Origin of the sequence: Streptococcus sp. bf_0095 (assembly GCF_004166885.1) — a bacterium.
Lineage (GTDB): Bacteria > Bacillota > Bacilli > Lactobacillales > Streptococcaceae > Streptococcus.
The window spans coordinates 658,214-683,460 of record NZ_RCYU01000001.1 but is presented as its reverse complement, the minus strand read 5'-3'; the positions used below and the strand labels follow the sequence as shown (position 1 = coordinate 683,460).

21 protein-coding genes, 1 tRNA gene and 1 other RNA gene are annotated in these 25,247 nt (G+C 42.4%); 20 read left to right on the top strand and 3 right to left on the bottom strand.

Features of this window, described 5'->3' with window-relative positions; all coding sequences use genetic code 11:
• The first annotated feature begins 48 nt into the window (after positions 1-48).
• The 3 genes from rapZ to whiA are packed head-to-tail and all read left to right on the top strand — an operon-like array spanning position 49 to position 2,836.
• The gene (gene rapZ / locus EAI95_RS03495) at positions 49-945 is read left to right on the top strand and encodes an RNase adapter RapZ (RefSeq protein WP_048717232.1); all 897 of its coding nucleotides are present in this window, start codon (positions 49-51) and stop codon (positions 943-945) included.
• A complete protein-coding gene (locus EAI95_RS03490; protein WP_129822203.1) occupies positions 942-1,919 on the top strand; it encodes a YvcK family protein in 978 nt (325 codons plus the stop codon). The genes rapZ and EAI95_RS03490 overlap by 4 nt, the downstream gene beginning before the upstream one ends.
• On the top strand, positions 1,916-2,836 hold the full coding sequence (whiA, locus tag EAI95_RS03485) for a DNA-binding protein WhiA (RefSeq protein ID WP_129822202.1): 921 nt from the start codon (positions 1,916-1,918) through the stop codon (positions 2,834-2,836). The genes EAI95_RS03490 and whiA overlap by 4 nt, the downstream gene beginning before the upstream one ends.
• A 42-nt stretch (positions 2,837-2,878) precedes the next feature.
• On the opposite strand, the gene EAI95_RS03480 is transcribed toward whiA, so the two are convergent.
• On the bottom strand, positions 2,879-3,847 hold the full coding sequence (locus tag EAI95_RS03480) for an NAD(P)/FAD-dependent oxidoreductase (protein ID WP_129822201.1): 969 nt from the start codon (positions 3,845-3,847) through the stop codon (positions 2,879-2,881).
• Between the two features lie 206 nt (positions 3,848-4,053).
• Between EAI95_RS03480 and gla the strand changes: the two genes are divergently transcribed.
• The 3 genes from gla (at position 4,054) to rpsU (ending at position 5,638) form a co-directional block, all read left to right on the top strand.
• The gene (gla, locus tag EAI95_RS03475) at positions 4,054-4,923 is read left to right on the top strand and encodes an aquaglyceroporin Gla (protein ID WP_129822200.1); all 870 of its coding nucleotides are present in this window, start codon (positions 4,054-4,056) and stop codon (positions 4,921-4,923) included.
• Between the two features lie 79 nt (positions 4,924-5,002).
• Positions 5,003-5,314: a hypothetical protein gene (locus EAI95_RS03470; protein WP_129822199.1), complete on the top strand. Its 312-nt coding sequence runs from the start codon at positions 5,003-5,005 to the stop codon at positions 5,312-5,314.
• Between the two features lie 147 nt (positions 5,315-5,461).
• A complete protein-coding gene (gene rpsU, locus EAI95_RS03465; protein ID WP_000048054.1) occupies positions 5,462-5,638 on the top strand; it encodes a 30S ribosomal protein S21 in 177 nt (58 codons plus the stop codon).
• Between the two features lie 101 nt (positions 5,639-5,739).
• On the opposite strand, the gene mscL is transcribed toward rpsU, so the two are convergent.
• Positions 5,740-6,117, bottom strand: coding sequence for a large conductance mechanosensitive channel protein MscL (gene mscL, locus EAI95_RS03460; protein ID WP_048689389.1), 378 nt, complete (start codon positions 6,115-6,117; stop codon positions 5,740-5,742).
• A 239-nt stretch (positions 6,118-6,356) separates the two neighbouring features.
• Between mscL and dnaG the strand changes: the two genes are divergently transcribed.
• The 11 genes from dnaG (at position 6,357) to lepB (ending at position 18,902) form a co-directional block, all read left to right on the top strand.
• A complete protein-coding gene (gene dnaG, locus EAI95_RS03455) occupies positions 6,357-8,144 on the top strand; it encodes a DNA primase (protein WP_129822198.1) in 1,788 nt (595 codons plus the stop codon).
• 2 nt (positions 8,145-8,146) lie between these two features.
• Positions 8,147-9,259, top strand: coding sequence for an RNA polymerase sigma factor RpoD (gene rpoD, locus EAI95_RS03450; RefSeq protein WP_129822197.1), 1,113 nt, complete (start codon positions 8,147-8,149; stop codon positions 9,257-9,259).
• A 393-nt stretch (positions 9,260-9,652) separates the two neighbouring features.
• Positions 9,653-9,982: a metal-sulfur cluster assembly factor gene (locus tag EAI95_RS03445; protein ID WP_006596590.1), complete on the top strand. Its 330-nt coding sequence runs from the start codon at positions 9,653-9,655 to the stop codon at positions 9,980-9,982.
• Between the two features lie 155 nt (positions 9,983-10,137).
• The gene (locus EAI95_RS03440) at positions 10,138-10,845 is read left to right on the top strand and encodes an ABC transporter ATP-binding protein (protein ID WP_006596589.1); all 708 of its coding nucleotides are present in this window, start codon (positions 10,138-10,140) and stop codon (positions 10,843-10,845) included.
• Between the two features lie 9 nt (positions 10,846-10,854).
• Complete coding sequence (locus EAI95_RS03435) at positions 10,855-11,655, top strand: ABC transporter ATP-binding protein (protein ID WP_129822196.1); 801 nt, start codon at positions 10,855-10,857, stop codon at positions 11,653-11,655.
• Positions 11,656-11,731: 76 nt separating this feature from the next.
• Positions 11,732-12,079, top strand: a transfer-messenger RNA (tmRNA) gene (gene ssrA, locus EAI95_RS03430).
• A 132-nt stretch (positions 12,080-12,211) separates the two neighbouring features.
• A tRNA-Ser gene (locus EAI95_RS03425) sits at positions 12,212-12,299 on the top strand.
• 127 nt (positions 12,300-12,426) lie between these two features.
• Positions 12,427-15,528, top strand: coding sequence for a DNA polymerase III subunit alpha (locus EAI95_RS03420; protein WP_129822195.1), 3,102 nt, complete (start codon positions 12,427-12,429; stop codon positions 15,526-15,528).
• Between the two features lie 85 nt (positions 15,529-15,613).
• Positions 15,614-16,627, top strand: coding sequence for a 6-phosphofructokinase (gene pfkA / locus EAI95_RS03415; RefSeq protein ID WP_129822194.1), 1,014 nt, complete (start codon positions 15,614-15,616; stop codon positions 16,625-16,627).
• 60 nt (positions 16,628-16,687) lie between these two features.
• Positions 16,688-18,193, top strand: coding sequence for a pyruvate kinase (gene pyk / locus EAI95_RS03410; RefSeq protein WP_129822193.1), 1,506 nt, complete (start codon positions 16,688-16,690; stop codon positions 18,191-18,193).
• Positions 18,194-18,344: 151 nt separating this feature from the next.
• Positions 18,345-18,902, top strand: a complete 558-nt coding sequence (gene lepB, locus EAI95_RS03405; protein ID WP_129822192.1) for a signal peptidase I — start codon at positions 18,345-18,347, stop codon at positions 18,900-18,902.
• Positions 18,903-18,991: 89 nt separating this feature from the next.
• Here the strand turns inward: lepB and EAI95_RS03400 are convergent, their stop codons facing one another.
• Positions 18,992-20,185 carry a cation diffusion facilitator family transporter gene (locus tag EAI95_RS03400; RefSeq protein WP_129822191.1) on the bottom strand — a complete coding sequence of 398 codons (1,194 nt, stop codon included), beginning with the start codon at positions 20,183-20,185 and terminating at the stop codon, positions 18,992-18,994.
• A 198-nt stretch (positions 20,186-20,383) separates the two neighbouring features.
• Between EAI95_RS03400 and pcrA the strand changes: the two genes are divergently transcribed.
• From pcrA to EAI95_RS03380, 3 genes are all read left to right on the top strand, one after another.
• Positions 20,384-22,669, top strand: a complete 2,286-nt coding sequence (pcrA, locus tag EAI95_RS03395; RefSeq protein ID WP_129822190.1) for a DNA helicase PcrA — start codon at positions 20,384-20,386, stop codon at positions 22,667-22,669.
• 484 nt (positions 22,670-23,153) lie between these two features.
• Entirely contained in the window at positions 23,154-24,428 is a 1,275-nt protein-coding gene (locus EAI95_RS03385) for a DUF2130 domain-containing protein (RefSeq protein ID WP_129822189.1), read from the top strand.
• A 33-nt stretch (positions 24,429-24,461) separates the two neighbouring features.
• The gene (locus tag EAI95_RS03380) at positions 24,462-25,232 is read left to right on the top strand and encodes an alpha/beta hydrolase (protein WP_173018608.1); all 771 of its coding nucleotides are present in this window, start codon (positions 24,462-24,464) and stop codon (positions 25,230-25,232) included.
• Positions 25,233-25,247: the final 15 nt, after the last annotated feature.

The following is a 25,247-nucleotide window of genomic DNA, read 5'->3' as shown; positions in this document are numbered from 1 at the left end:
TGGAAAGATGATGGTCTCCTCCTTTTTTGTAAGGAAAAGGTGATTAGGATGACAGATACAGAAAAAACAATTCAACTGGTCATTGTGACAGGAATGAGTGGTGCAGGAAAGACTGTAGCCATTCAATCCTTTGAAGATATGGGCTATTTCACCATTGACAATATGCCACCAGCTCTCTTGCCGAAATTTATTGAGCTGATTCAATTGTCGATGGACAACAATAAGTTGGCTCTCGTTGTGGATATGCGGAGCCGGTCTTTCTTCGCAGAAATTCGCTCCATTTTGGACGAATTAGAGAACCACGAAGGAATTGATTTTAAAATTCTCTTTTTGGATGCGACCGATAGTGAATTGGTTGCGCGCTATAAAGAGACTCGTCGGAGTCACCCACTCGCAGCTGATGGGCGTGTCTTGGATGGGATTACGTTGGAACGGGAACTTTTGGCTCCGCTCAAAAACATGAGCCAAAATGTCATTGATACGACGGAATTAACTCCTCGTAATCTTCGAAAAGTGATTGCTGAACAGTTCTCTAGACAAGATAGTCAGCCTGAGTTTCGGATTGAAGTCATGTCCTTTGGTTTTAAGTATGGTTTACCTTTAGATGCGGACTTGGTCTTTGATGTTCGTTTCCTACCAAATCCTTATTACAAACCTGAGCTACGGAATCAAACAGGCTTGGATGATGATGTCTATAACTATGTCATGGACCATCAAGAATCAGAGGAGTTTTATCGCCATCTCTACGATTTGATTGCTCCTATCTTGCCTGCATACAAGCGAGAAGGGAAATCTGTTTTGACGATTGCAGTGGGCTGTACAGGTGGTCAACACCGTTCAGTAGCCTTTGCAGCTCGTCTTGGACGGGATCTAGCGAAAGATTGGACGGTGAATATGAGTCATCGCGACAAAGACCGACGGAAAGAAACGGTGAATCGCTCATGAGAAAACCAAAAATGACCGTCATCGGAGGCGGTACAGGGATTTCCGTCATCTTGGATAGCCTTCGGAAAAAGGATGTTGAAATTACGGCTATTGTGACAGTGGCGGATGATGGGGGTAGTTCTGGGGAACTTCGAAAAAATATTCATCAATTGACACCACCAGGTGACTTGCGAAATGTGCTAGTAGCCATGTCTGACATGCCTCGCTTTTATGAAAAAGTCTTTCAATACCGTTTTGCAGAAGACGATGGGCCACTAGCTGGTCATCCTCTTGGGAATTTGATCATTGCCGGGATTTCTGAAATGCAGGGCTCGACCTATAATGCCATGCAATTGCTGACTAAATTTTTCCATACGACAGGAAAAATTTATCCTTCCAGCGATGTACCGTTGACCCTTCATGCCGTCTTTATGGATGGGTCAGAGGTGGCTGGTGAGAGTGAAATCGCCCATCATGAGGGCATGATTGATTATGTCTATGTCACCAATACCTATAATGATGAGACGCCGAAAGCGAGTCGAAAAGTAGTAGATGCGATTTTAGAAAGTGATCTGGTGATTTTAGGACCTGGTTCCCTCTTTACATCGATCCTTCCCAATCTAGTGATTGAAGAAATTGGGCAGGCCTTGCTTGAGACAAAAGCAGAGGTCGCTTATGTCTGCAATATCATGACCCAACGTGGGGAGACAGAACACTTTACCGATAGTGACCATGTTTCCGTCCTTCATAAACACTTGAAGAAGCCCTTTATTGATACTGTTTTGGTCAATATTGAAAAAGTCCCTCAAGAATATATGGACACGAATCGCTTTGATGAATACCTGGTTCAAGTAGAACACGATTTTGCAGGTCTAAAATCGCAGGTTCCCCGAGTTATTTCAAGTAATTTCCTTCGCTTGGAAAACGGCGGCGCCTTCCATGATGGAGGAGCTGTGGTAGATGAACTGATGCAAATTGTACAGGTGATTAAATGAGTTTTACCATTAAAGTAAAAGAGGAGCTTTTGACCCTACATCGCTTCGAAAAAAGTGAGTTGTCTGCTCTGATTAAGATGTCAGGTAGTTTGGGTCTGAGTATGGGGGGCTTAAGTTTGTCTCTGACCACGGAGAATGCTAAGATTGCCCGCCATATCTACGAATTGATTGTAGAGTTTTATCAGGTCAAATCGGACATTCGTCACCACCAAAAAACCAATTTGAAAAAGAATCGCGTTTATACCGTTTCTATCGATGAAAAGGTTGAAGAGATTCTTGCAGACCTGCACTTAGCAGATTCTTTCTTTGGTATTGAGACGGGGATTGACCCAAGAATTTTAGAAGAAGATGAAGCGAGTCGAGCTTATCTGAGAGGCGCTTTCTTAGCAAGTGGGACCATCAAGGATCCGGAGTCTGGTCGCTATCAATTAGAGATTAGCTCTGTTTATTCCGACCATGCCCAGGACTTGGCCAACCTCATGCAACACTTTTTGTTAGATGCCAAGACCATCGAACGTAAAAAAGGAGTCGTTACCTATTTGCAACGGGCAGAGGATATTATTGATTTCCTCATCTTGGTAGAAGCCAAGCAGGCTTTGGAAGAATTTGAGTCTGTCAAGGTCATGCGAGAAGCGCGCAATGATCTCAATCGAGCCAATAATGCTGAAATGGCCAATATTGCGCGGACGGTCACAGCTAGTATGAAGACCATTAACAATATCGTCAAAATCATGGATACCATTGGATTAGGTGGCCTTCCGGTCGAGCTTCAGGAAGTTGCCTATGTTCGAATCCAGAATCCTGACTATTCCATCCAGCAAATTGCGGATGCCTTGAAAACTCCCTTAACCAAAAGTGGGGTCAATCATCGCCTGCGAAAAATCAATAAGATAGCAGAAGAATTGGATAATTTGTAAGCAGAAAAAATCCTTTGAATCTTTTGATTCAAAGGATTTTTCTTATAAGCTAGTCGAGTGAACTGGTTGAACTTTCTTATCTGGATAGATGTAGTTAATGGCGTTATTCACTGCTGTAGGAGCTTCGCCTAAGCCGGTTGCAATTAAATCAATTTTCCCATCATAGAAGCAACAATCGCCACAAGCATAGATTCCTTCCCGACTGGTCTCCTGTTTGCGATTCACGAGGATTTTATGACGTTGGAGATCCAAGCCCCATTCTTTTAATTTGCCGACTGACGATTTGAAGCCGTAGTTGACAAAGAGTTCATCGATAGGGAGTAATTGGGTTTCATCTGATTTGACCTTGGTGATTTCCAAGTGGCTGGCACGGCCATTTTCTCCGATTAAGCGACTAGGAACATAAGGAGTTTGAATAGAGACAGAAGAAGCCTTTAATTCCTCAACGCTATGTTCGAGAGCTCGGAAATTATCACGACGATGTACCAGAGTTGTCGGTGCGATTTTTTCAAAGGCCAGGGCCCAATCGACAGCCGAATCTCCTCCACCTAGAATAGCAACTTGTTTGCTAGCATATTGTTGGATATTTGAAACATGGTAGTGGACGTTCTCAAATTCTTCAGCCCCATCCACTTCTAATGGACGTGGTTTGAAGGCACCGCCGCCCATAGCAATAATGACAGCACGACTGAAATGTTGGTCTTTATTGGTTTTAATTAGGAAGTAATCTTCGTTTTTATGAATGTCCAAAACAGTTTCATTCAAACAAATGTCGGTCTCGAATGTTTTTAATTGATCGATCAACCGATTGGACAATTCTTCCCCTGTTAGGTTGGTAAAACCAGGGACATCTAGGATACGTTTCTCAGGATAGAGAATAGCAGGTTGACCTCCTAGTTGAGGAAGGGAATCAATCAATTTCACTTTTACTTGACGCATATGGCCATAGAAGGCAGCAAAAAGCCCAACAGGGCCACCACCAATAATGGTAATGTCATAGATTTCAGACATGAGATCTCCTTTGTGATGTGTAACTAGTCTTATTGTATCATAATTCGGAGTTAAATAGAAAGTGGAGGATAATACAAGAATTAAAAAGAATGAATCAAGGGATTAAGATATATTTTTTAAAAATAATGTTCGGTTTATTTACAAGTGTTCGATATTCTGATAGAATAAATTATTATTATTTTTATTTATAAGGAGATTATTCAAAAATGCAATTTGATTTTTGGGTTAAAGTTGCGACCGAATTTATTGCAACAGCTTTCTTGATTATTTTAGGAAATGGTGCTGTTGCAAACGTTGAATTGAAGGGTACCAAGGGGCATCAAAGTGGATGGCTTGTGATTGCAATCGGGTACGGAATGGGTGTTATGATTCCAGCTTTGATGTTTGGTAACGTTTCTGGTAACCATATCAACCCTGCCTTTACAATTGGTCTTGCAGTTAGCGGACTCTTCCCATGGGAAAATGTTTTATACTACATCGTTGCTCAAATTCTTGGAGCCATGTTCGGACAATTGGTTGTCGTTGCGACGCACCGTCCTTACTACCTTCAAACGGAAAATCCAAACAATATCTTGGGAACATTCTCAACGATTTCTAGCTTGGATAAAGGAACTCCAGAATCACGTAAAGCAGCAACTATCAACGGTTTCATCAACGAGTTTGCTGGATCATTCGTCCTTTTCTTCGGTGCACTTGGTTTAACAAAACACTTCTTCGGTGCAGAGATTGTTGGCTTAGCTCAAAGAGCTGCTACTGAGCAAGGTGGAATTTTTGATGCGAATTCAACAGCAGCAAAATTGGCCTTGGCTCAAGCAGATGCTCCTGGTTTAGGAGTGGCTCACTTGGCGCTTGGATTCCTCGTTATGGCTTTGGTGACATCACTTGGTGGTCCTACAGGACCTGGTTTGAACCCTGCCCGTGACCTTGGTCCACGTTTGCTTCACGCCTTCCTTCCAAAATCTGTCCTAGGAGAACACAAGGGAGATTCAAAATGGTGGTACGCTTGGGTACCAGTTGTAGCACCAATCTTGGCTGCTATCGCTGCCATTGCTCTCTTTAGCTACCTTTATAAGTAAGACTAGAACACTTTTCGTAGCACTACGGAAAGTGTTTTTATCTTTTGCAGAGTAAATCGTTTTTATAAAAGGAGTAGGGATGAAAGAAAGGAATCTAATAGAAGATAATAGAAGAGCTGATTATTTTAGTTTTTTATATTATTTGCATGAGAAGAAAGTGTTTCATTCGAAGTCACTTGCTGCTCTTTGTCAGTATCTAGTAAGATTGGAAACAGTTAATATCGAGCAACTAAGGGATTTGCGCTGGATAGAAACTCAAATTTTGCGCCATCTGGTCTATCATTTTGATGAGAATGATCTAAGTAAAATTAGCAATTTCCCAATGAATTATTGGGAGGAATTAGAAGCATTCGAACAAGCAATATCAAACCTGTATGATCGTTATGAATAACAGGAGTTCAGAAAAAAATGAATCTTCGAACAGATTTGATAAAGGTTTAGATAGTGACAAGTGATGAATTCCTTTAACTTTTTCTTGACAATCTTAAGAATTCCGTGTATAATAGAGTAGATCTTGAACTTGAAGGGAGTGAAAAACATGTCAAAAACAGTAGTACGTAAGAATGAATCTCTTGACGATGCTCTTCGTCGTTTCAAACGCGCGGTTACTAAAGCTGGTACTCTTCAAGAAACACGCAAACGTGAATTCTATGAAAAACCTTCTGTAAAACGTAAACGTAAATCAGAAGCAGCTCGTAAACGTAAAAAATTCTAATTGAATACAAGAACAGACTTCGGTCTGTTTTTTGTTTCTCTAGAAAAATTGAAGATAAAAAACCCGACCTTCTAGCTAGAAGATCGGATCTTTTTATCTGATTATTTGTTTGCAAGCAAGTCGCGGATTTCAGCAAGCAACTCTTCTTGAGTAGGAGCAGCTTCTTCTTCAGCAGCTTCCTCTTTTTTACCAAGGTTTTGAGCTTTCTCAGCAGCTTTTACTACGAAGAAAAGAACAGTACCAACAACAAGGAAGTTGATAACAGCGCTCAAGAAGCTACCGTAAGCAACACCGTTCCATGACAATTGTGCAATCTTTTCAACACCAGCAGCTTTCATAGCTGGGTTCAAAATAAGTGGAGTGATGATATCGTTAACAAATGATGTTACGATAGCTCCAAATGCAGCTCCGATAACGACTGCGACAGCAAGGTCAACAATATTCCCACGAAGGAGAAAAGCTTTCAAATCTTTTAACATATCCTAAATATGTCCTTTCATAATAAATTTTTACAGAGCATAGTATAACTGAAATTTTTTTCGTATTCAATAAATATGCTCAAATTTTTTTAAAAAGTTGATTTAAGCAAACTGTTGATTCTAGAAAGTGTGGAAAGATGTGGAAAAATAGGATGAAAATCAATCTGAATGATTTACAATTGACAAAAATTAGTTTAAAATAGTTAATGATATTCTATGGTAAAATGGAGGCACTGTTTATGGTTGACAAACAACTGATTTCAGAAATTAAAAACAGTGTGAATATTGTAGATGTAATCGGAGAAGTCGTTCAATTGACAAAGGCAGGACGAAACTTTTTAGGTCTCTGTCCTTTTCATGGTGAAAAGACGCCTTCTTTTAATGTAGTCGAGGATAAACAGTTCTATCATTGTTTTGGTTGTGGCAAATCAGGCGATGTTTTTAAGTTTATCGAAGACTATCGTGGTGTCTCCTTCATGGAAGCTGTTCAAATTGTTGGAGATCAGGTAGGCATTCAAGTGCAAGCTCTTGCTCCATCTCAGTCCAGGGGACACCAAGCAGATGGGAAACACCCCTTTTATGAGATTCATCAAGAGGCTGCCAAATTCTATCATGCGATCCTGATGACGACAAAGATGGGAGAGGATGCTCGGCAATACCTTTATGATCGAGGACTTGATGATGAGGTGCTTCGGCATTTTCAAATAGGCCTAGCACCAGCAGAAGGGAATTATCTGTATCAGAGTGTTTCTGGAAAGTTTTCAGAAAATATTATGGCTGAGTCGGGTCTCTTTCATATTAGTGATATGGGGACTATGTATGATGCTTTTCAAGATCGCATCGTGTTTCCCTTATCGGACGATACTGGTCGAGTTATTGCTTTTTCTGGTCGACTTTGGCGTGACCAAGCTGAAGGGACAAAGCATCAGGGGAAATACAAGAACAGCCGCAGTACGCTCCTTTTTAACAAGAGTTATGAGCTCTACCATTTGGATAAGGCCAAGCAAGTTGCGAAGAAGAACCATGAGCTTTACTTGATGGAAGGCTTCATGGATGTCATCGCAGCTTACCGAGCTGGGATTGAGAATGCCGTTGCTTCCATGGGGACAGCCCTCACGCAGGAACATGTGGCCCATCTGAGCAAATTTACCAAAAAGGTTATCTTGGCCTATGATGGGGATAAAGCGGGAAGGCTGGCGACAGCAAAGGCTTTGGAGGTCCTGGAAAAACAGGAGGTAGAGGTCGTCCAGATTCCTGATCAGATGGACCCAGACGAGTATCTCAATAAGAATTCTCCTCAAGCTTTGGCGGACTTATTGGAAAAAACACGTCTCAGTCGGGTAGAGTTTCTCATGGATTATTGGAAGCCAGACAATATTGAAAATTTGCAGGCGCAGATTGAATTTGTCGAAAAAATGGCTCCCTTAATTGCTCAGACGCCATCTGTAACGGCACAAAACACCTACATTTATAAATTAGCCGATCTCTTGGTCGACTTTGATTATTTGCAGGTAGAACAGACGGTTAATGCTAGTCGACTTCAGATGCGTAGCCAGCGTCAGGAGCAAGGGAAAATTCAGACACAGGCTCCAGTTGCTAGTCCAACTGTCGTGCAAAAAAAACTGCCTCGCCTGGTTCGGGCTGAGAATCATCTCCTTCATCGGATGAAGGACTTTCCTTATGTTTTGAATGAATATCGTCTTCGAACAGATTTTTCATTTGATACCCCTGCCTTGCAAACCTTGTACCAACTTCTTTGTCAAAATGGAGAAGTGACATCGCAGGATTTGTCAGAGCAGACAGAGGAAGTGCAACGGGCCTGGTATCTGATGCTAGAAGAAAATTTACCGGATGAAATAGCGGAGAATGAGTTGGAAGAAGTGGAAAAAACGAGAAATCGGGAACTTCTCCGTAAAGAAAGTCAACAAATAGGAAAAAAAGTCCGAGAAGCCTCTCACAGTGGAGATGCGGATCAGGCTTTGTTGGAACTAGAGCGCTTAATCGCTCAAAAAAGAAGAATGGAGTAGGAATGGCGAAAGAACAAAAAGATATCACAACTTTAGATGTCCAAATTGCAGAGTTTATTCGTAGTCATAAAAAAAGTGGTACTGCAACAGATGATGAAATCAATGATCAATTGGTCATTCCTTTTACCTTGGATGCCGATGGGATTGAAGATTTGTTGCAACGGATTCAAGATGCTGGAATTTCCATCACAGATAAGGAAGGCAATCCAAGTGCGCGTGTCTTGAACAATGAAGAGGAAGAACCAGAGCTGACGGATGAGGAATTGCTTGGAAGCAACTCTGCCAAGGTCAATGACCCAGTACGGATGTACTTGAAAGAAATTGGGGTCGTTCCTCTTTTAACTAATGAAGAAGAGCAAGAATTGGCCATCTTGGTGGAACAAGGTGATTTGGAAGCCAAGCAACGTTTGGCAGAAGCCAATCTTCGTTTGGTTGTTTCCATTGCGAAGCGCTATGTTGGTCGCGGAATGCAATTCTTGGATTTGATCCAAGAAGGAAATATGGGCTTGATGAAGGCGGTAGATAAGTTTGACTATACCAAAGGGTTTAAGTTCTCAACTTATGCGACTTGGTGGATTCGTCAGGCTATCACGCGTGCCATTGCAGACCAAGCCCGTACCATTCGGATCCCTGTTCACATGGTGGAAACTATTAACAAGTTGGTTCGTGAACAACGCAATCTCTTGCAAGAATTGGGACAAGATCCAACACCTGAACAAATCGCTGAACGCATGGATATGACACCAGATAAGGTCCGTGAAATCTTGAAGATTGCTCAAGAGCCTGTTTCTTTGGAAACGCCAATCGGGGAAGAAGACGATAGCCATTTGGGAGATTTCATCGAAGACGAAGTGATTGAAAATCCAGTAGACTACACCACTCGTGTGGTTCTACGCGAACAGTTGGACGAAGTCCTCGATACTTTGACAGATCGGGAAGAAAACGTGCTTCGTCTCCGCTTCGGTTTGGATGATGGAAAAATGCGGACCTTGGAAGATGTGGGGAAAGTCTTCAACGTGACCCGTGAACGGATCCGTCAGATCGAAGCCAAAGCCCTCCGCAAACTCCGCCACCCAAGCAGAAGCAAACCATTACGTGACTTTATAGAGGATTAAAAAGGTCCGGGGGACCTTTTTAACGGCCACCCAAAAACAAGAGAGTGGCCAGGTCCGGGGGACCTTTTTAACCCGAGCCCAGAAATTCGGAAGCGAGGAAGGTCCAGTGGTCATTTTTAACGGTCGCCTAAAAATGTAAAAGCGTCCCAAGTCCAGTGGACATTTTTAACGGTCGCCTAGAAATATAAAAGCGACCCAAGTCCTGTGGATCTTTTTAACCCGAGCCCAGAAATTCGGAAGCGAGGAATGTCCAGTGGACATTCTTAACGGTTGCCTAGAAATGGAAAAGCAACCTAGGTTCGGGCGCCCTTTTCTAGCGCCCTTTGAATCTAGGGCTTGCTGTAAATAAAAATATTCTTCATGGGGATGAACCGTGTGAAGAAGGAGTAAAGAATGAGTTATACGACAGAAGAAATCGAACAAATTAAAAACCGTATTCTTGAAAATCTAGAGCAGGTCATCGATCCTGAATTAGGTATTGATATTGTCAACCTTGGTTTGGTCTACGAAATTCGGTTTGATGGTGAAACTGGTGAAACAGAAATCGATATGACCCTAACCACCATGGGTTGCCCATTGGCAGACTTGCTGACGGATCAGATTTATGATGCCTTAACGGGAATGGAAGAAGTGACCAAGGTCGATGTGAAACTGGTCTGGTATCCAGCTTGGACGGTTGAGAAGATGAGCCGCTATGCGCGAATTGCTTTAGGAATTAAATAAGATTGCTTTAAAGGAGGGACAGATGTTCCTCTTTTTTAGTGAAGATGGTTTGGATGTCAAATAGTACGAACATTCTACCTTCTTTTACGATTATATCTTGCAATCACTTCTTAGTAAGGTTATAATAGAATCATTATTAAATTAAGGAGAAGATTATGAATCAGTACCCTTTGGTCTACTTAGACCATGTTCAAAAAGTGTATGGTAAACATATTGCCTTAGGTGATGTGAGTGTCAATATTCAACCGGGTCGTATCATTGGTTTGTTAGGACCAAACGGAAGTGGGAAAACTACCATTATTAAATTAGTGAATGGGCTCTTGCAACCAACTTCTGGTAATGTCTACATCCATGGCCAAGTACCTTCTGCAAAAACCAAACAAGTCGTTTCTTATTTGCCAGATACAACGTATTTGGATGAGAATATGAAAATTTCAGAAACCCTTCGTTTCTTCCAAGACTTCTATAAGGATTTCAATGCTCAACGTGCTTATCAATTGTTGAATGATTTACATTTGCACCCAGAGCAAAAATTGAAACAACTCTCTAAAGGGAATAAGGAAAAAGTTCAATTAATTTTGGTCATGAGCCGTGAAGCGGATTTGTACATTCTTGATGAACCTATTGGTGGAGTGGATCCTGCTGCGCGTGATTACATTCTTAGAACCATCATTCAAAATCGTCGTCCAAACTCATCAGTATTGATTTCAACCCACTTGATTGCGGACGTTGAACAAGTCTTGGATGAAGCGCTCTTTATCAATCAAGGACGTATTCTGTTGCATGAAAACACAACTGTTCTTCGCAACCAATACGGTAAATCGATTGATGAGATCTTCCGTGAACAATTTAGAATGTATTAGGAGGTTCTTATGTTTGGGAAATTAATGAAATATGAATTAAAAGCAACCTATAAGTGGTATCTCATTATTTCGGGTGTGCTTGCTATTCTCTCCATTTTTGCTGGTTTATTAGCTTCTAGTGTTATAACTGGGGCAGCGACTTATACAGCAGATACAACTTATACAATTGTGGGAATTATTGTCCTGGTTATTTTTGCAGGTTACATTGGCTTGACCTTGACCAACTATATTATTATTATTCGTCGTTTTTATAACAATATTTTTGGTCGTGAAGGTTATTTGACCTGGACATTGCCAACTGGATCTCATACTGTTTTACTTGTAAAAGTAACATCTGCTTTGATCTGGAGTATTTTCTGTTTTATTAGCTTGATTCTTTCTTTGCTTATTTTCTTAGGAGTGATCGGTCTTGCTCAACAACAGAATATCTTTGATGTGCTTGGTCCAGTGTTCGATCATATTGGGTCATCTCTTATTTGGCAAAGCTTGCTATTTCAAGTGTTAGCGACTATTTCAGGTATTTTAATGCTCTACTGTGCCATCTCACTGGGTCAGCTCTTCATTAACAATCGTATCGTGATGGCCTTCGTCTTTGGATTTATCCTTTGGGTCGTTCTTAGTATCATTGGAAGATTGTTCCCTTCTATATCTATTTCAGAACTTTCAAGAACTGCAACTATGTCTTCTGATACCCTTAGTGATGTCTTGGTTGTTAACTTTATTCCAGCCTATATCTATGAGCTAGTAAAAATTGTAGCGATGTACTTTACCGTTCATTATGTAACAAAATTCAAATTGAACTTGCAATAAGAATGAAAGAGGAAGGAATTCCTCTTTTTCTTTTGCCATTTTACCCAAAAAATGATACACTGGAGTATATCATTTTGGGGTCGTTACGGATTCGACAGGCATTATGAGGCATATTTTGCGACTCGTGTGGCGACGTAAACGCTCAGTTAAATATAACTGCAAAAAATAATACTTCTTACGCTCTAGCTGCCTAAAAAACAGCAGGCGTGACCCGATTCGGATTGCTCGTGTCTGATGACAGGTCTTAATTTTAGCGAGATACGATCAAACTTTGTCTAGCAGTTTGATAAGAGATTGATAGACTCGCAGTTCCTAGGCTTGAGTTATGTGTCGAGGAGCTGTTAAAGCAATACATAACCTATGGTTGTAGACAAATATGCTGGCAGATGTTTGGACGTGGGTTCGACTCCCACCGGCTCCATTTTTATATATGCAAACGACAAATCCTTGTCGTTTTTTGTTTCTTTAAAATCTATCAAGCAATGATATCTTGTGAGCGATTCCTAAATTTTTTGTTGACAGGAGGAGCGCTTTTCCGTATAATGGATACTAGTTTGGAAGATTACTCAAGAGGCTTAAGAGGCCGTGTTGGAAACGCGGTAGGCGTGTAACAGCGTGCGTGGGTTCGAATCCCATGTCTTCCGTTAGAGAAAGGAAAGCAGATCAGTTGATCTGTTTTTTTGTTAGGCAGGATTAGCAATGGGTAAGAGTGTCTTCTTTGTCGGATTTCCTGTATAATAGAAGGTAAGAACGGACGAAAAGGAGTGCAAGGTGATTACACAACTGGACACAAAATCGGTTTATACCTTTATGGACAGTTTAGTCTCTATTCGGGACTATATTCAGCGTGCCAAAGAAATGGGTTACCAACAAGTTGGTCTCATGGATATAGATAATTTATATGGGGCCTACGAGTTTTTAGAAGAGTGCCAAAAAGCTGGTATTGGGGCTGTCCTAGGTCTTGATTTGGAAGTCGAGTTACCAGCGGGTCCTTTGTCTATCCGTTTGGTTGCATTAGGTACCGTAGGTTATAAACATTTAATCAAGATTTCCAGCATGAAAATGATGGGGACAACTGACTGGTCGGCCTTTCAACACTTGTTGGATGATCTAGCCATCATCGTTCCCTATTTTGAAGGGATTGAGTATTTAGACTTGGGCCAAGACTTTGCGATTGGTGTCTTTCCAGATACTCCAGCGAAACAGTTTTCTCGTCCTGTTTTCCCCCTCCATACAGTCCGCTATTTTTCTACGAGTGATTTGGAGAGTCTTCAGATGCTCCACGCCATTCGGAACAATTGCAGTCTGAAGGAAGTAGGAGCTGTTGACACTTCTATGATGTTACTGCCACCAGAAAAGTTGGAGCGGGCCTTTGCTCATAATTATCCAGATAGTATTTCTTATCTAGAGAAGACCCTTGCGGCTGTTCATTATGAGATTGATACGCAATTGAAGCTTCCTCGCTTCAATCCAGAGAAACCTGCAGTCGAGGAATTACGTGAGTTGGCTGAGGAGGGCTTGAGAAGCAAGGGGCTGGACCAGACGGTTTACCAAGAGCGTTTGCGTCATGAATTAGCTGTCATCCATCAGATGGGCTTTGATGACTACTTCTTGATTGTCTGGGATTTATTACGGTTTGGTCGAAGCCAAGGTTACTATATGGGGATGGGCCGTGGCTCAGCAGTTGGTAGTCTAGTAGCCTACGCCTTAGATATCACAGGGATTGATCCGGTCAAGAACAATCTCCTCTTTGAGCGTTTCTTGAACTTAGAGCGCTATACCATGCCAGATATTGATATTGATATTCCGGATGTCTATCGTCCCAAATTTATCCAGTATGTTAAAAATCGCTACCGCAGTCCTCATGTGGCCCAAATTGTGACCTTCTCAACTTTTGGAGCGAAACAAGCCATACGAGATGTTTTTAAGAGATTTGGAACCCCAGAGTATGAGTTAACCAACCTCACCAAGCGGATTGGCTTACGGGATACCTTGGCTTCCGCTTATGAAAAGAATGTAGCTTTCCGCCAAGCTATCCAAAGTCGCCCAGAATACCGGAAGGGTTTTGAAATTGCGAAGAGGATTGAGGGGCAACCGCGTCAGACCTCGATTCATGCGGCAGGTGTCGTCATGAGTGGAGAAGACCTCACCAATCAAATCCCGATTAAGATGGGCGAGGAGATGAATCTGACCCAATATGATGCCCATGGTGTTGAGGCCAATGGTCTGCTCAAGATGGACTTCTTAGGACTCCGAAATTTGACCTTTGCTCAACGGATGCAGGAAGCAGTAAAGGAAAAATATCAAAAGGATATTAAGATTGAGGATATTCCTCTAGAAGATCCGGAAACGATTGCTTTGTTTGCTGCGGGAAATACCAAGGGAATCTTCCAGTTTGAGCAAGCAGGAGCTATCCGTTTATTAAGACGGGTTCAACCCAACTGTTTTGAGGAGATTGTTGCGACTACTTCCTTGAACCGGCCTGGGGCTAGTGACTATATTGATAATTTCGTCAAACGCAAGCATGGCAAAGAGAAGGTCGATATGATTGATCCTAGTTTGGAAGGCATTCTAGCACCAACATATGGCATCATGCTCTATCAGGAGCAAGTCATGCAGGTGGCCCAGACCTTTGCTGGCTTTAGTCTAGGAAAAGCCGATATCCTCAGACGGGCCATGGGGAAAAAGAACGTGGCAGAAATGCATCGAATGGAAGATGACTTTATCAAGGGGGCTGTCGCGCTTGGGCACAGTGCAGAAAAAGCCAAGCAAGTCTTTGCCATTATGGAAAAATTTGCTGGCTATGGCTTCAACCGTTCCCATGCCTATGCCTACTCAGCCTTGGCCTTCCAATTGGCTTACTTTAAAGTCCATTATCCAGATGTCTTTTTTGACATTATGCTCAACTACTCTAGTAGTGATTACTTGACTGATGCGCTCCAATTTGACTTCCAAGTAGCTCCTTTGACCATTAATACCATTCCTTATAAGGATAAGTTCCAAGATCAGAAGATTTATCTAGGAATGAAAAATATCAAAGGTCTCCCAAAAGATCTATCCTATTGGATTATTGACCAACGTCCCTTTGAGAGCATTGAAGATTTTATCATGCGCTTGCCTAGCCAGTATCACAAACTTCCTCTCTTAACGCCACTGGTAGAATTGGGCTTGTTTGACTGCTTTGAAAAGAATCGCAGAAAAGTCCTTCAGAACCTTCCTAACCTATTTGTCTTTGCGGATGAACTGGGTAGCTTATTTGGCCAAGCTAATTATTCCTGGATGGATGCCGAGGATTATAGCAAGGCTGAGAAGTATGAAATGGAGCAGAGGGTCATTGGTGTCGGTCTTAGCCCACATCCTCTGGTGGAAATTGTAGCTGCAAGTAGCAAACCGACTCGACCGATCGCCTCTTTAAGCGAAGGAGAACAGGCCACTATCCTGGTTGAAGTTCAATCGATCCGGACCATCCGAACCAAAAATGGAGAAAATATGGCCTTTTTACAAGTTTCCGATTTCCAAAAGAAGATGGATGTCACTCTTTTTCCTGATACTTATCGCCACTATAGCTCAAAAATAAGAGAGAAGGGCTATTACTATCTTAAAGGAAAAGTGCAATCTAGAGATGGTCGTCTTCAGATGGTTTTAATGGAAGCAGAAGAAGCCACCAATCAGCGTTTTTGGATTCAATTGTTTGATCACCAGGAGGACCGGGCAGTCTTAGATATTTTAAAAGCTTATCCAGGTCCTTATCCTGTCGTTATTCGCTATGAAGAGGAGAAAAAGACCATTCAATTAAAAGGAGTTTCCGTCCAGAAAAACGAGAAGTTAGAAAATGAGCTGTCAAGTATTGCTATGAAAACGATTTATCGATAAAATCTACGGAAAATAGGAGAAATTTGAGCCTCTTTGTGTTATAATCATTTAGAATGTAAAAGAAAAAAAAGGAGCAAATATCGAAATGAAACGTATTGCTGTTTTAACCAGTGGAGGAGATGCCCCTGGAATGAATGCTGCTATCCGTGCAGTTGTTCGCCAAGCAATTTCTGAAGGAATGGAAGTATTTGGTATCTATAATGGATACGCTGGTATGGTTGCTGGTGATATCCATCAATTGGATGCTTCATCAGTTGGAGATATTATTTCTCGTGGTGGAACAATGCTTCATTCAGCTCGCTATCCTGAATTTGCTGAACGCGAAGGTCAATTAAAAGGGATCGAGCAGTTGAAGAAACATGGAATCGAAGGTGTTGTCGTTATCGGTGGTGATGGATCATACCACGGAGCGATGCGTTTGACTGAACATGGCTTCCCAGCTGTAGGACTTCCTGGAACAATTGATAATGATATCGTTGGTACAGATTTTACAATCGGGTTTGATACAGCAGTTACAACTGTTATGGACGCGATTGATAAGATCCGCGATACCTCATCTAGTCACCATCGTACTTTCGTTATCGAGGTAATGGGACGTAATGCCGGGGATATTGCCCTTTGGTCTGGTATTGCTTCTGGTGCGGATGAAATTATCATTCCAGAAGAAGGCTTTTCTATCGAAGATGTCGTTGAGAGCATCAAGAAGGGCTACGAAAAAGGTCGTACACACAACATCATCGTTCTTGCTGAAGGTGTGATGTCAGCTGCTGAATTTGGTAAAGCCTTGAAAGATGCTGGAGATACAAGCGATCTTCGTGTAACAGAACTTGGACATATCCAACGTGGTGGTTCACCAACTGCGCGTGACCGTGTTCTTGCTTCACGTTTGGGTGCACATGCTGTTAAGTTGTTGAAAGCTGGTATCGGTGGCGTAGCCGTTGGTATCCGCAATGAACAAATGGTGGAAAACCCAATTCTTGGTAGTGAAGAAGAAGGTGCCCTCTTTAGCTTAACTGAAGACGGTAAGATCAAAGTGAACAACCCTCACAAGGCTGACTTGAACCTTGCAGAGTTGAACCGTAGCTTATCTTCTATTTAATATTTATTTGTTAAAATTTGTCTAAAAAGACAGTGTATTTTAAAAGGAGTCATAGAAATCATGAACAAACGTGTAAAAATCGTTGCAACCTTAGGTCCTGCGGTAGAAATCCGTGGTGGTAAAAAATTTGGTGATGATGGATATTGGGGTGAAAAACTTGACGTTGAAGCTTCAGCACAAAACATTGCTAAATTGATCGAAGCTGGTGCCAACACTTTCCGTTTCAACTTCTCACACGGTGACCACCAAGAACAAGGTGATCGTATGGCAACAGTTAAACGTGCAGAAGAAATCGCTGGTAAAAAAGTTGGTTTCCTTCTTGATACAAAAGGTCCAGAAATCCGTACAGAATTGTTCGAAGACGATGCAAAAGAGTACTCATACAAGACTGGTGAAAAGATCCGTGTTGCGACTAAACAAGGTATCAAATCAACTCGTGAAGTGATTGCCTTGAACGTTGCTGGCGCACTTGACATCTACGATGATGTTGAAGTTGGTCGCCAAGTATTGATCGACGATGGTAAATTGGGTCTTCGTGTTGTAGAAAAAGACGATGCTACTCGTGAATTCATCGTTGAAGTTGAAAACGACGGTGTGATCGCAAAACAAAAAGGTGTCAACATCCCTAACACAAAAATTCCTTTCCCAGCTCTTGCTGAACGCGATAACGACGATATCCGTTTTGGTTTGGAACAAGGTATCAACTTCATCGCGATCTCATTCGTACGTACTGCAAAAGACGTGAACGAAGTTCGTGCTATCTGTGAAGAAACTGGTAACGGTCACGTTCAATTGTTCGCGAAAATCGAAAACCAACAAGGTATCGATAACTTGGATGAAATCATTGAAGCAGCTGATGGTATCATGATTGCTCGTGGTGACATGGGTATCGAAGTACCATTCGAAATGGTTCCAGTTTACCAAAAAATGATCATCACAAAAGTGAATGCTGCTGGTAAAGTTGTTATCACTGCAACAAACATGCTTGAAACAATGACTGAAAAACCACGTGCAACTCGTTCAGAAGTATCAGACGTATTTAACGCTGTTATCGACGGAACTGATGCTACAATGCTTTCAGGTGAGTCTGCAAATGGTAAATACCCACTTGAGTCTGTTCGCACAATGGCTACCATCGACAAGAACGCTCAAACTCTTCTTAACGAATACGGACGTTTGAACTCAGATTCATTCGAACGTAACTCTAAGACAGAAGTTATGGCTTCAGCTGTTAAAGACGCTACAAACTCAATGGATATCAAATTGGTTGTAACTTTGACTAAGACTGGTCACACAGCACGTTTGATTTCTAAATACCGTCCAAATGCTGATATCTTGGCATTGACATTCGACGAATTGACAGAGCGTGGATTGATGTTGAACTGGGGTGTCATCCCAATGTTGACAGATGCTCCATCATCAACTGACGATATGTTCGAAATCGCAGAACGTAAAGCAGTAGAAGCAGGTCTTGTACAATCTGGTGACGATATCGTAATCGTTGCAGGTGTGCCACTTGGTGAAGCTGTTCGTACAAATACAATGCGTATCCGTACAGTACGTTAATCTAACCAATAAACAAACCTTGTTCTCTAAGCGTAAAAGCTTGGAGGCAAGGTTTTTCTTTTTAGACCAATTTCTGACAATTTGGGAATGTGGGCCTTTTTTATTGTCTAATAAAATGGTATAATGGAATGAACTGAAAGGGGGGATAGGAATGTCGAAAAGGGATTTGATTCGGAATATTATCATCATTGGAATATTGGGCTTGGTACTCATTACTTTGCGCCTATTTGTTTTTCAACCATTGTGGGTATCTGATCAAATGGCCAATGCCTCCGTTAAGAAAGATGATTTAGTATTAGCGACTAAAAAGGGGAAAATTGATCGAACAGACTTGGTCCTCTATCATGTAAAAGAGAAACAATATCTTGGACGTGTCATTGCGATAGAGAGCGATGAGGTCAGCTATGTGGACGATGTCTTTTATCTGAATGGTGTAGCTACAGCAGAGCCATATTTGGACAAGATGAAGACCAAACATTTGGCAGCCCCAAGTGGCGATTATTTTACAAATGATTTTTTCTCTAGAGAACTTAAGGGAACCAAGGCTGGTAAAGTACCAAGTCATAGTTACTTAGTTCTAAATGATGATCGCAACAATACCAAAGACAGTCGTGAATTTGGTTATATTCAAGCAGATCAGATTGAGGGTGTTGTCGATTTCAGATTGTACCCCCTAAATAAATTTGGTTTTATTAAAGAAGAAGAATAGTCCGGAAGGGCTATTTTTTCTTACCAAAAAACTACTGCAGAAAGGAATTGCAGTAGCTTTTTATTCTGGTTAGATTGAGGTAAAGAGTTCTATTTTTCCTGTTTACTGGTAATTTGGTGAAAGACCTTTTGCCAGTGTTCATGACGCCGCCAGAGACTGGTGTGGATCTGGTTATTTAACTCATAGCGAATCAATTTGGTCTTTTGACTGATGGATTCGATTTCGAAATTCTTAAACGGAATTTGATGTTCTTCCTGCAAACGGACCAGGTCCTCCTTGTGACTTTCTTGGCCATACTCATTGATGAGGGTGAAGTTGTCTGCCAGGAGGGTTTGGTATTCCTGTTGAGCCTGCAAACGTTCCTCATAGGTCTTTAACTTGAGAAGGACATTATCCAAAATCTCATCTTCAGGGATAGAACTTGGCTCCACATGGACGTCAATGTCAAAGACTCCAAATTTTTCCTTGAGAAGGCGCTCGACCTCTTCGGTAATGGCATGGCTCTCATAAACAGAGAGGTCTGGATTCATTTCAATGACGACATCCAGGTAGATATTGCTTCCGTAGGTTCGTCCCCGTTGGGATTTGACCCGGCTGACCTTTGGCAATTCCAGAATAGCCGCCTTGTATTTATCCAGGAGACTTTCATCAAACCCATCAGATAGACTGAAGGAGGATTCGATGAAAATATCGTAGGCGGTTTTTAGGATAAAGAAGGTGATGACAATGGCCACCAATTGGTCCACAATGGGGTAGTTGAGAGCGCTAGCCCCAATCGCAACAGAGGTTCCTAAAGAAGTGACCACGTCAGACAGGTTATCTTTGGCAGCTGCATTGAGGGCCTTGGATTGGGCTTTCTTGGCTAAAGTGCGGTTATGAAGATAGACCGCAAACATGACAAGGGCTGACCCAACTCCAACAATGGCTCCTAAAGGATCAATAACAGTTGTTTCCCTGCTGAGAATTTTTTGAACCGTATCTCGTAGGACATCAAAGCCCACATAAAACATGATGATGGACGTCACCAGGCTAGCTAGATCTTCGATCTTCCAATGACCGAACCGGTGGTCACGGTCAGCTGGCTGGCGGGCTAAGCGAATGCCAATGAGAAGGGCGACGTTGCTGATAATATCGGATAAGTTATTAAAACCATCAGCGACCAAACTGGAGGAGTGAAGCAGGTGGCCTGTTGCTAATTTAGCTGCGGAAAGAATCAGGTAGGCGACAATACTGATCAGGGCTCCACGTTCGGCTAGTTTTAAATTACTTTGTGATTGATTCACTTAGACCTCCTCCAGACTTCTGTAGATTTCCTCCTAAGCGACAAACTTGGGTCGTTGTTGATGAGGAAATATTCGTTCTTCTTAAGGCTTTATTATAGCTTTTTTGAGTACAAAATTCAAATGATGTCAACTGTTTCCAAAAGGAGAAAGGGCGAAAATGTGGTATAATAGAACGATTGAATGAATGAGGAGTATGAGATGAATCCTTTATTGAATGGTATGAATGATCGCCAGGCAGAGGCGGTCCAAACGACAGAAGGTCCCCTCTTGATCATGGCGGGGGCTGGGTCCGGTAAGACACGTGTCTTGACCCACCGGATCGCTTACTTGATCGATGAAAAAATGGTCAATCCTTGGAATATTTTGGCCATTACCTTTACCAATAAAGCCGCTCGAGAGATGAAGGAGAGGGCTTATCAGCTAAATCCAGCCACCCAAGATTGCTTGATTGCCACCTTCCACTCTATGTGTGTGCGCATCCTTCGCCGAGATGCGGATCACATTGGCTACAACCGTAACTTCACGATTGTCGATCCAGGTGAGCAACGGACCTTGATGAAGCGGATCTTGAAGTCCTTGAATTTGGATCCTAAGAAATGGAATGAACGGACCATTTTGGGGACCATTTCCAATGCCAAAAATGACTTGATCGATGAAGTGGCCTATGCTACCCAGGCTGGCGATATGTATACCCAGATCGTTGCTAAGTGTTATGAGGCATACCAAAAGGAACTCCGTCAGTCAGAAGCAGTGGACTTTGATGATTTGATCATGCTGACCCTGCGTCTTTTTGATCAAAATCCTGATGTTTTGACCTATTACCAGCAGAAGTTCCAATACATCCACGTGGATGAGTACCAAGATACCAACCATGCCCAATACCAGTTGGTCAAACTCTTGGCTTCACGTTTTAAAAATATCTGTGTTGTTGGGGATGCTGACCAGTCTATTTATGGTTGGCGGGGAGCGGATATGCAGAATATCCTGGACTTTGAGAAAGATTATAAGGAAGCTAAGGTCGTCCTCCTAGAAGAGAATTACCGCTCGACCAAGACGATCTTGCAAGCGGCCAATGATGTCATTAAAAACAATCGCCACCGCCGTCTGAAGAATCTCTGGACACAAAATGAAGACGGGGAGGAGATTGTCTATTACCGGGCTAATGATGAGCAGGATGAAGCTGTTTTTGTTGCTAAAACCATTGAAGAGCTCAGTCGCGAAGCGGGCTACAAGCACCGTGATTTTGCCGTTCTCTACCGGACTAATGCCCAGTCACGGACCATTGAAGAAGCCCTACTCAAGTCCAACATTCCCTACACCATGGTAGGGGGCACCAAGTTCTACAGCCGTAAGGAAATTCGAGACGTCATTGCTTATCTGAATTTGATTGCCAATCTCAGTGACAATATCAGTTTTGAGCGCATTATCAATGAACCTAAGCGGGGAATCGGGCCAGGTACAGTGGATAAGATTCGCGATTTTGCTCAAATGCAAGAGTCCTCACTCCTGGATGCTTCAGCCAATATCATGCTCTCAGGCATCAAAGGAAAGGCTGCCCAAGCCATCTGGGACTTTGCCAATCTCATTCTTGATTTGAGAGAAAGATTGGACCAGCTGACCATTACAGAGTTGGTCGAAGAAGTCCTTGACAAGACAGGTTATATGACAGCCCTAACCAATCAGGGAAATTTGGAAAGTCAGGCCCGCATCGAGAATATCCAAGAGTTCCTATCTGTTACCAAGAATTTTGATGAAAACGGGGAAACCGTCGACGACGAATCAGGTGTGGAAACCCTGAGTCGCTTCTTGAACGATTTGGCTTTGATTGCCGATACAGATGATGGGGCCCAAGAAACTTCAGAAGTCACCTTGATGACTCTTCACGCAGCCAAAGGATTGGAGTTTCCAGTCGTCTTCTTGATTGGGATGGAAGAAAATGTCTTTCCTCTTAGTCGTGCGGCTGAGGATCCAGATGAGTTGGAAGAAGAGCGTCGCTTAGCTTATGTGGGGATCACGCGGGCAGAGAAGGTTCTTTTCCTAACCAATGCCAACTCTCGTTTGCTCTTTGGACGGACCAGCTACAACCGGCCAACACGTTTCATCAATGAAATTAGCTCGGATTTATTGACCTACCAAGGATTAGCCCGTCCTGCCAACACTAGCTTTAAGGCTTCTTATAGCAATGGAGGCGGAACGACCTTTGGAAAAGGCATGAGCCTGTCGCAAGCCCTTCAAGAGCGCAAGAGACAAGCAGCCCCAAGTAATCTCACGTCATCAAGTCTCCCCTTTGGCAATAGCAACCGTTCTAGCGCCAAAGAAAGCGTCGCTTGGTCCATTGGCGACATTGCCCTTCACAAGAAGTGGGGAGAAGGAACTGTGCTTGAAGTATCTGGTAGTGGCAACACCCAAGAACTCAAGATCAACTTCCCAGAAGTGGGGCTCAAGAAACTCTTGGCCAGTGTCGCTCCGATTGAGAAGAAATAAACTAAAGCCAGTAAGCCTAGCTTGCTGGTTTTGTCCTTTTATCAACTTCCCTTAGGTGAGGACGGACGGTAGCGACTCCCTTTGGGATTCCATACCTTAGATTTGAGCCTAACGTCTCAAATCTACCGAGAGAGTGGGACAGAAATCGGTAATTCGTTAGAATTCGATTTCGTCGTCCCACCTCCGCACAGTTGAGTAGGGTTGTAAAAGCTGATAAAATCAGCGTAGTAGAGCCCACTCAACCACTGCGTCTTGCTCGATAATCCAAAGACAATTGAGAGGCTAGGACTTTTGTCCCAGCCTCTTTTCTCACGGCGGGAAGTTTCAATGGTCATCGTTCTGTTTTCTCAAATGCTCTCATTTACTCTATTCATTGCCATAAACTTGATTGTGGAGGGAAATAGTAGGAGCAAGCTTCGTTTGCTGGTTTTGATTTTACTGGTGGCATGATATAATATACTAAGAATAGAGAAAGAGGCATGCTATGAACGAAATTAAGTGCCCTAACTGTGGGGAAGTTTTTACAGTCAATGAAAGTCAATACAGCGAACTCTTATCACAGGTACGGACAGCAGAGTTTGACAAGGAAATTCATGAACGGATTCGGCAAGAGTTGGCTTTAGCTGAGCAAAAGGCCCTTAATGAGCAACAAGAGAAGTTAGCCAAGAAGGACCAAGAAATTGCCCAATTACAAAACCAGATTCAACAGTTTGATACTGAAAAAGAATTGGCCAAAAAAGAGGTGGAGCAAACGGCTAGCCAAAGCCTACTAGAGAAAGAAAAAGAAGTGCAAGCGCTGGAAAATCAGTTGGCCACCTTGCGCTTGGAGCATGAGAATCAGCTCCAAAAAACACTGTCTGATCTAGAGAAAGAAAGAGATCAGGTCAAAAATCAGCTTCTTTTACAAGAAAAAGAAAACGAGCTTTCTCTGACTTCTGTTAAACAAAACTATGAGGCCCAGTTAAAAGCAGCAAATGAGCAAGTTGAATTCTATAAGAACTTCAAGGCCCAGCAGTCGACTAAGGCCGTCGGGGAAAGTCTGGAGCAGTATGCGGAAAGTGAATTCAACAAGGTTCGCAGTTTTGCCTTCCCAAATGCCTATTTTGAAAAGGATAACAAGGTCTCTGCGCGTGGGTCTAAAGGCGACTTTATCTTCCGCGAATGCGATGAAAATGGGGTAGAGATTATCTCCATCATGTTTGAGATGAAAAATGAAGCTGATGGTACTGAGAAGAAGCATAAGAACGCTGATTTTTACAAGGAATTGGACAAGGACCGTCGGGAAAAGAACTGTGAGTATGCCGTTTTAGTAACTATGCTTGAGGCAGATAACGACTACTTCAACACAGGGATTGTCGATGTCAGCCATGAGTATGAGAAGATGTATGTGGTGCGCCCTCAGTTCTTTATCCAAATCATTGGGCTCCTGCGCAATGCGGCTCTTAACTCTCTTAAATACAAGCAAGAACTAGCACTTATCCGTGAGCAAAATATTGACATCACCCACTTTGAAGAAGATCTAGACGCCTTCAAGGTTGCCTTTGCTAAGAACTACAATTCAGCCTCCGTCAACTTCGGTAAGGCCATCGATGAAATCGACAAAGCCATCAAGCGAATGGAAGAAGTCAAGAAATTCCTCACCACATCAGAAAATCAACTCCGCCTCGCTAATAATAAGTTGGATGATGTATCAGTCAAAAAATTGACCCGCAAAAATCCAACCATGAAAGCTAAATTTGATGCTCTGAAAGGAGAATAATCTTTGTATTCAGCTAAGAACGCTACCTTGTCCATGAATGGGAAAACCATGGACTATGTGACATTTGGTAAAGGTAAGCAACCATTAGTGATCATACCAGGCTTGGGGGATGGGCTTCAGACCGTTAAAGGAAAGGCCCAGCTCTTTTCCCTCTCTTATCGTTTACTTGCTAAACGCTATAAAATCTATGTTTATTCTCGAATCAATGAGCTGAGGCAGGGCTATACGACGCGGGATATGGCAGCAGATGTAGCAGAAGCAATGGAGACACTAAACCTAGATACCGCTTATGTTATGGGGATTTCACAAGGTGGAATGATTGCCCAATGGCTAGCTGCGGATTTCCCTGAAAAGGTTCAAAAGCTCATTTTAGCCGTGACCACTGCAAAACCTAGTCAACTTGCTAGAGAACGAATTGAGCATTGGCAAAAACTTAGTCAATCTGGAAATTTTAAGCATCTCATGCTGGATATTGCCAAGCATTCCTACACGCAAAAGAGCTATCAAAAGTGGCGGTTGCTTTATAATATCATGGGTCGCTTGGGGCGAATCAAAGATGAAAATAGAATAGCCATTCAGTCTCAGTCTTGCCTGGAACATAATAGCCTTGAGGTCTTAAAAGAAATTCATTGTCCGACCCTGATCCTTGGTGCGCTTGAAGATGATGTGATTGGTATGGACGGATCCAAGGAACTGGCAAAAGCGATTTCGGGTTGTCAGCTCCTTATTCTAAAGCATTCTGGGCATGCTCTTTATGAAGAAAATAAAGCATTTCAAGAGGCTGTCTGTGAATTCTTAAACTAAAAAACGCTGGAAAAA

Excerpts from the sequence above, each read along its gene's own strand:
- rapZ (WP_048717232.1), top strand. The coding sequence starts at position 49 with ATGACAGATACAGAAAAAACAATTCAACTGGTCATTGTGACAGGAATG.
- mscL (WP_048689389.1), bottom strand. The coding sequence starts at position 6,117 with ATGTTAAAAGATTTGAAAGCTTTTCTCCTTCGTGGGAATATTGTTGAC.
- rpoD (WP_129822197.1), top strand. The coding sequence starts at position 8,147 with ATGGCGAAAGAACAAAAAGATATCACAACTTTAGATGTCCAAATTGCA.
- dnaG (WP_129822198.1), top strand. The coding sequence starts at position 6,357 with ATGGTTGACAAACAACTGATTTCAGAAATTAAAAACAGTGTGAATATT.
- EAI95_RS03380 (WP_173018608.1), top strand. The coding sequence starts at position 24,462 with ATGAATGGGAAAACCATGGACTATGTGACATTTGGTAAAGGTAAGCAA.
- EAI95_RS03440 (WP_006596589.1), top strand. The coding sequence starts at position 10,138 with ATGAATCAGTACCCTTTGGTCTACTTAGACCATGTTCAAAAAGTGTAT.
- pfkA (WP_129822194.1), top strand. The coding sequence starts at position 15,614 with ATGAAACGTATTGCTGTTTTAACCAGTGGAGGAGATGCCCCTGGAATG.
- EAI95_RS03435 (WP_129822196.1), top strand. The coding sequence starts at position 10,855 with ATGTTTGGGAAATTAATGAAATATGAATTAAAAGCAACCTATAAGTGG.
- gla (WP_129822200.1), top strand. The coding sequence starts at position 4,054 with ATGCAATTTGATTTTTGGGTTAAAGTTGCGACCGAATTTATTGCAACA.
- rpsU (WP_000048054.1), top strand. The coding sequence starts at position 5,462 with ATGTCAAAAACAGTAGTACGTAAGAATGAATCTCTTGACGATGCTCTT.
- pyk (WP_129822193.1), top strand. The coding sequence starts at position 16,688 with ATGAACAAACGTGTAAAAATCGTTGCAACCTTAGGTCCTGCGGTAGAA.
- EAI95_RS03470 (WP_129822199.1), top strand. The coding sequence starts at position 5,003 with ATGAAAGAAAGGAATCTAATAGAAGATAATAGAAGAGCTGATTATTTT.
- EAI95_RS03490 (WP_129822203.1), top strand. The coding sequence starts at position 942 with ATGAGAAAACCAAAAATGACCGTCATCGGAGGCGGTACAGGGATTTCC.
- EAI95_RS03385 (WP_129822189.1), top strand. The coding sequence starts at position 23,154 with ATGAACGAAATTAAGTGCCCTAACTGTGGGGAAGTTTTTACAGTCAAT.
- lepB (WP_129822192.1), top strand. The coding sequence starts at position 18,345 with ATGTCGAAAAGGGATTTGATTCGGAATATTATCATCATTGGAATATTG.
- pcrA (WP_129822190.1), top strand. The coding sequence starts at position 20,384 with ATGAATCCTTTATTGAATGGTATGAATGATCGCCAGGCAGAGGCGGTC.
- EAI95_RS03445 (WP_006596590.1), top strand. The coding sequence starts at position 9,653 with ATGAGTTATACGACAGAAGAAATCGAACAAATTAAAAACCGTATTCTT.
- EAI95_RS03480 (WP_129822201.1), bottom strand. The coding sequence starts at position 3,847 with ATGTCTGAAATCTATGACATTACCATTATTGGTGGTGGCCCTGTTGGG.
- whiA (WP_129822202.1), top strand. The coding sequence starts at position 1,916 with ATGAGTTTTACCATTAAAGTAAAAGAGGAGCTTTTGACCCTACATCGC.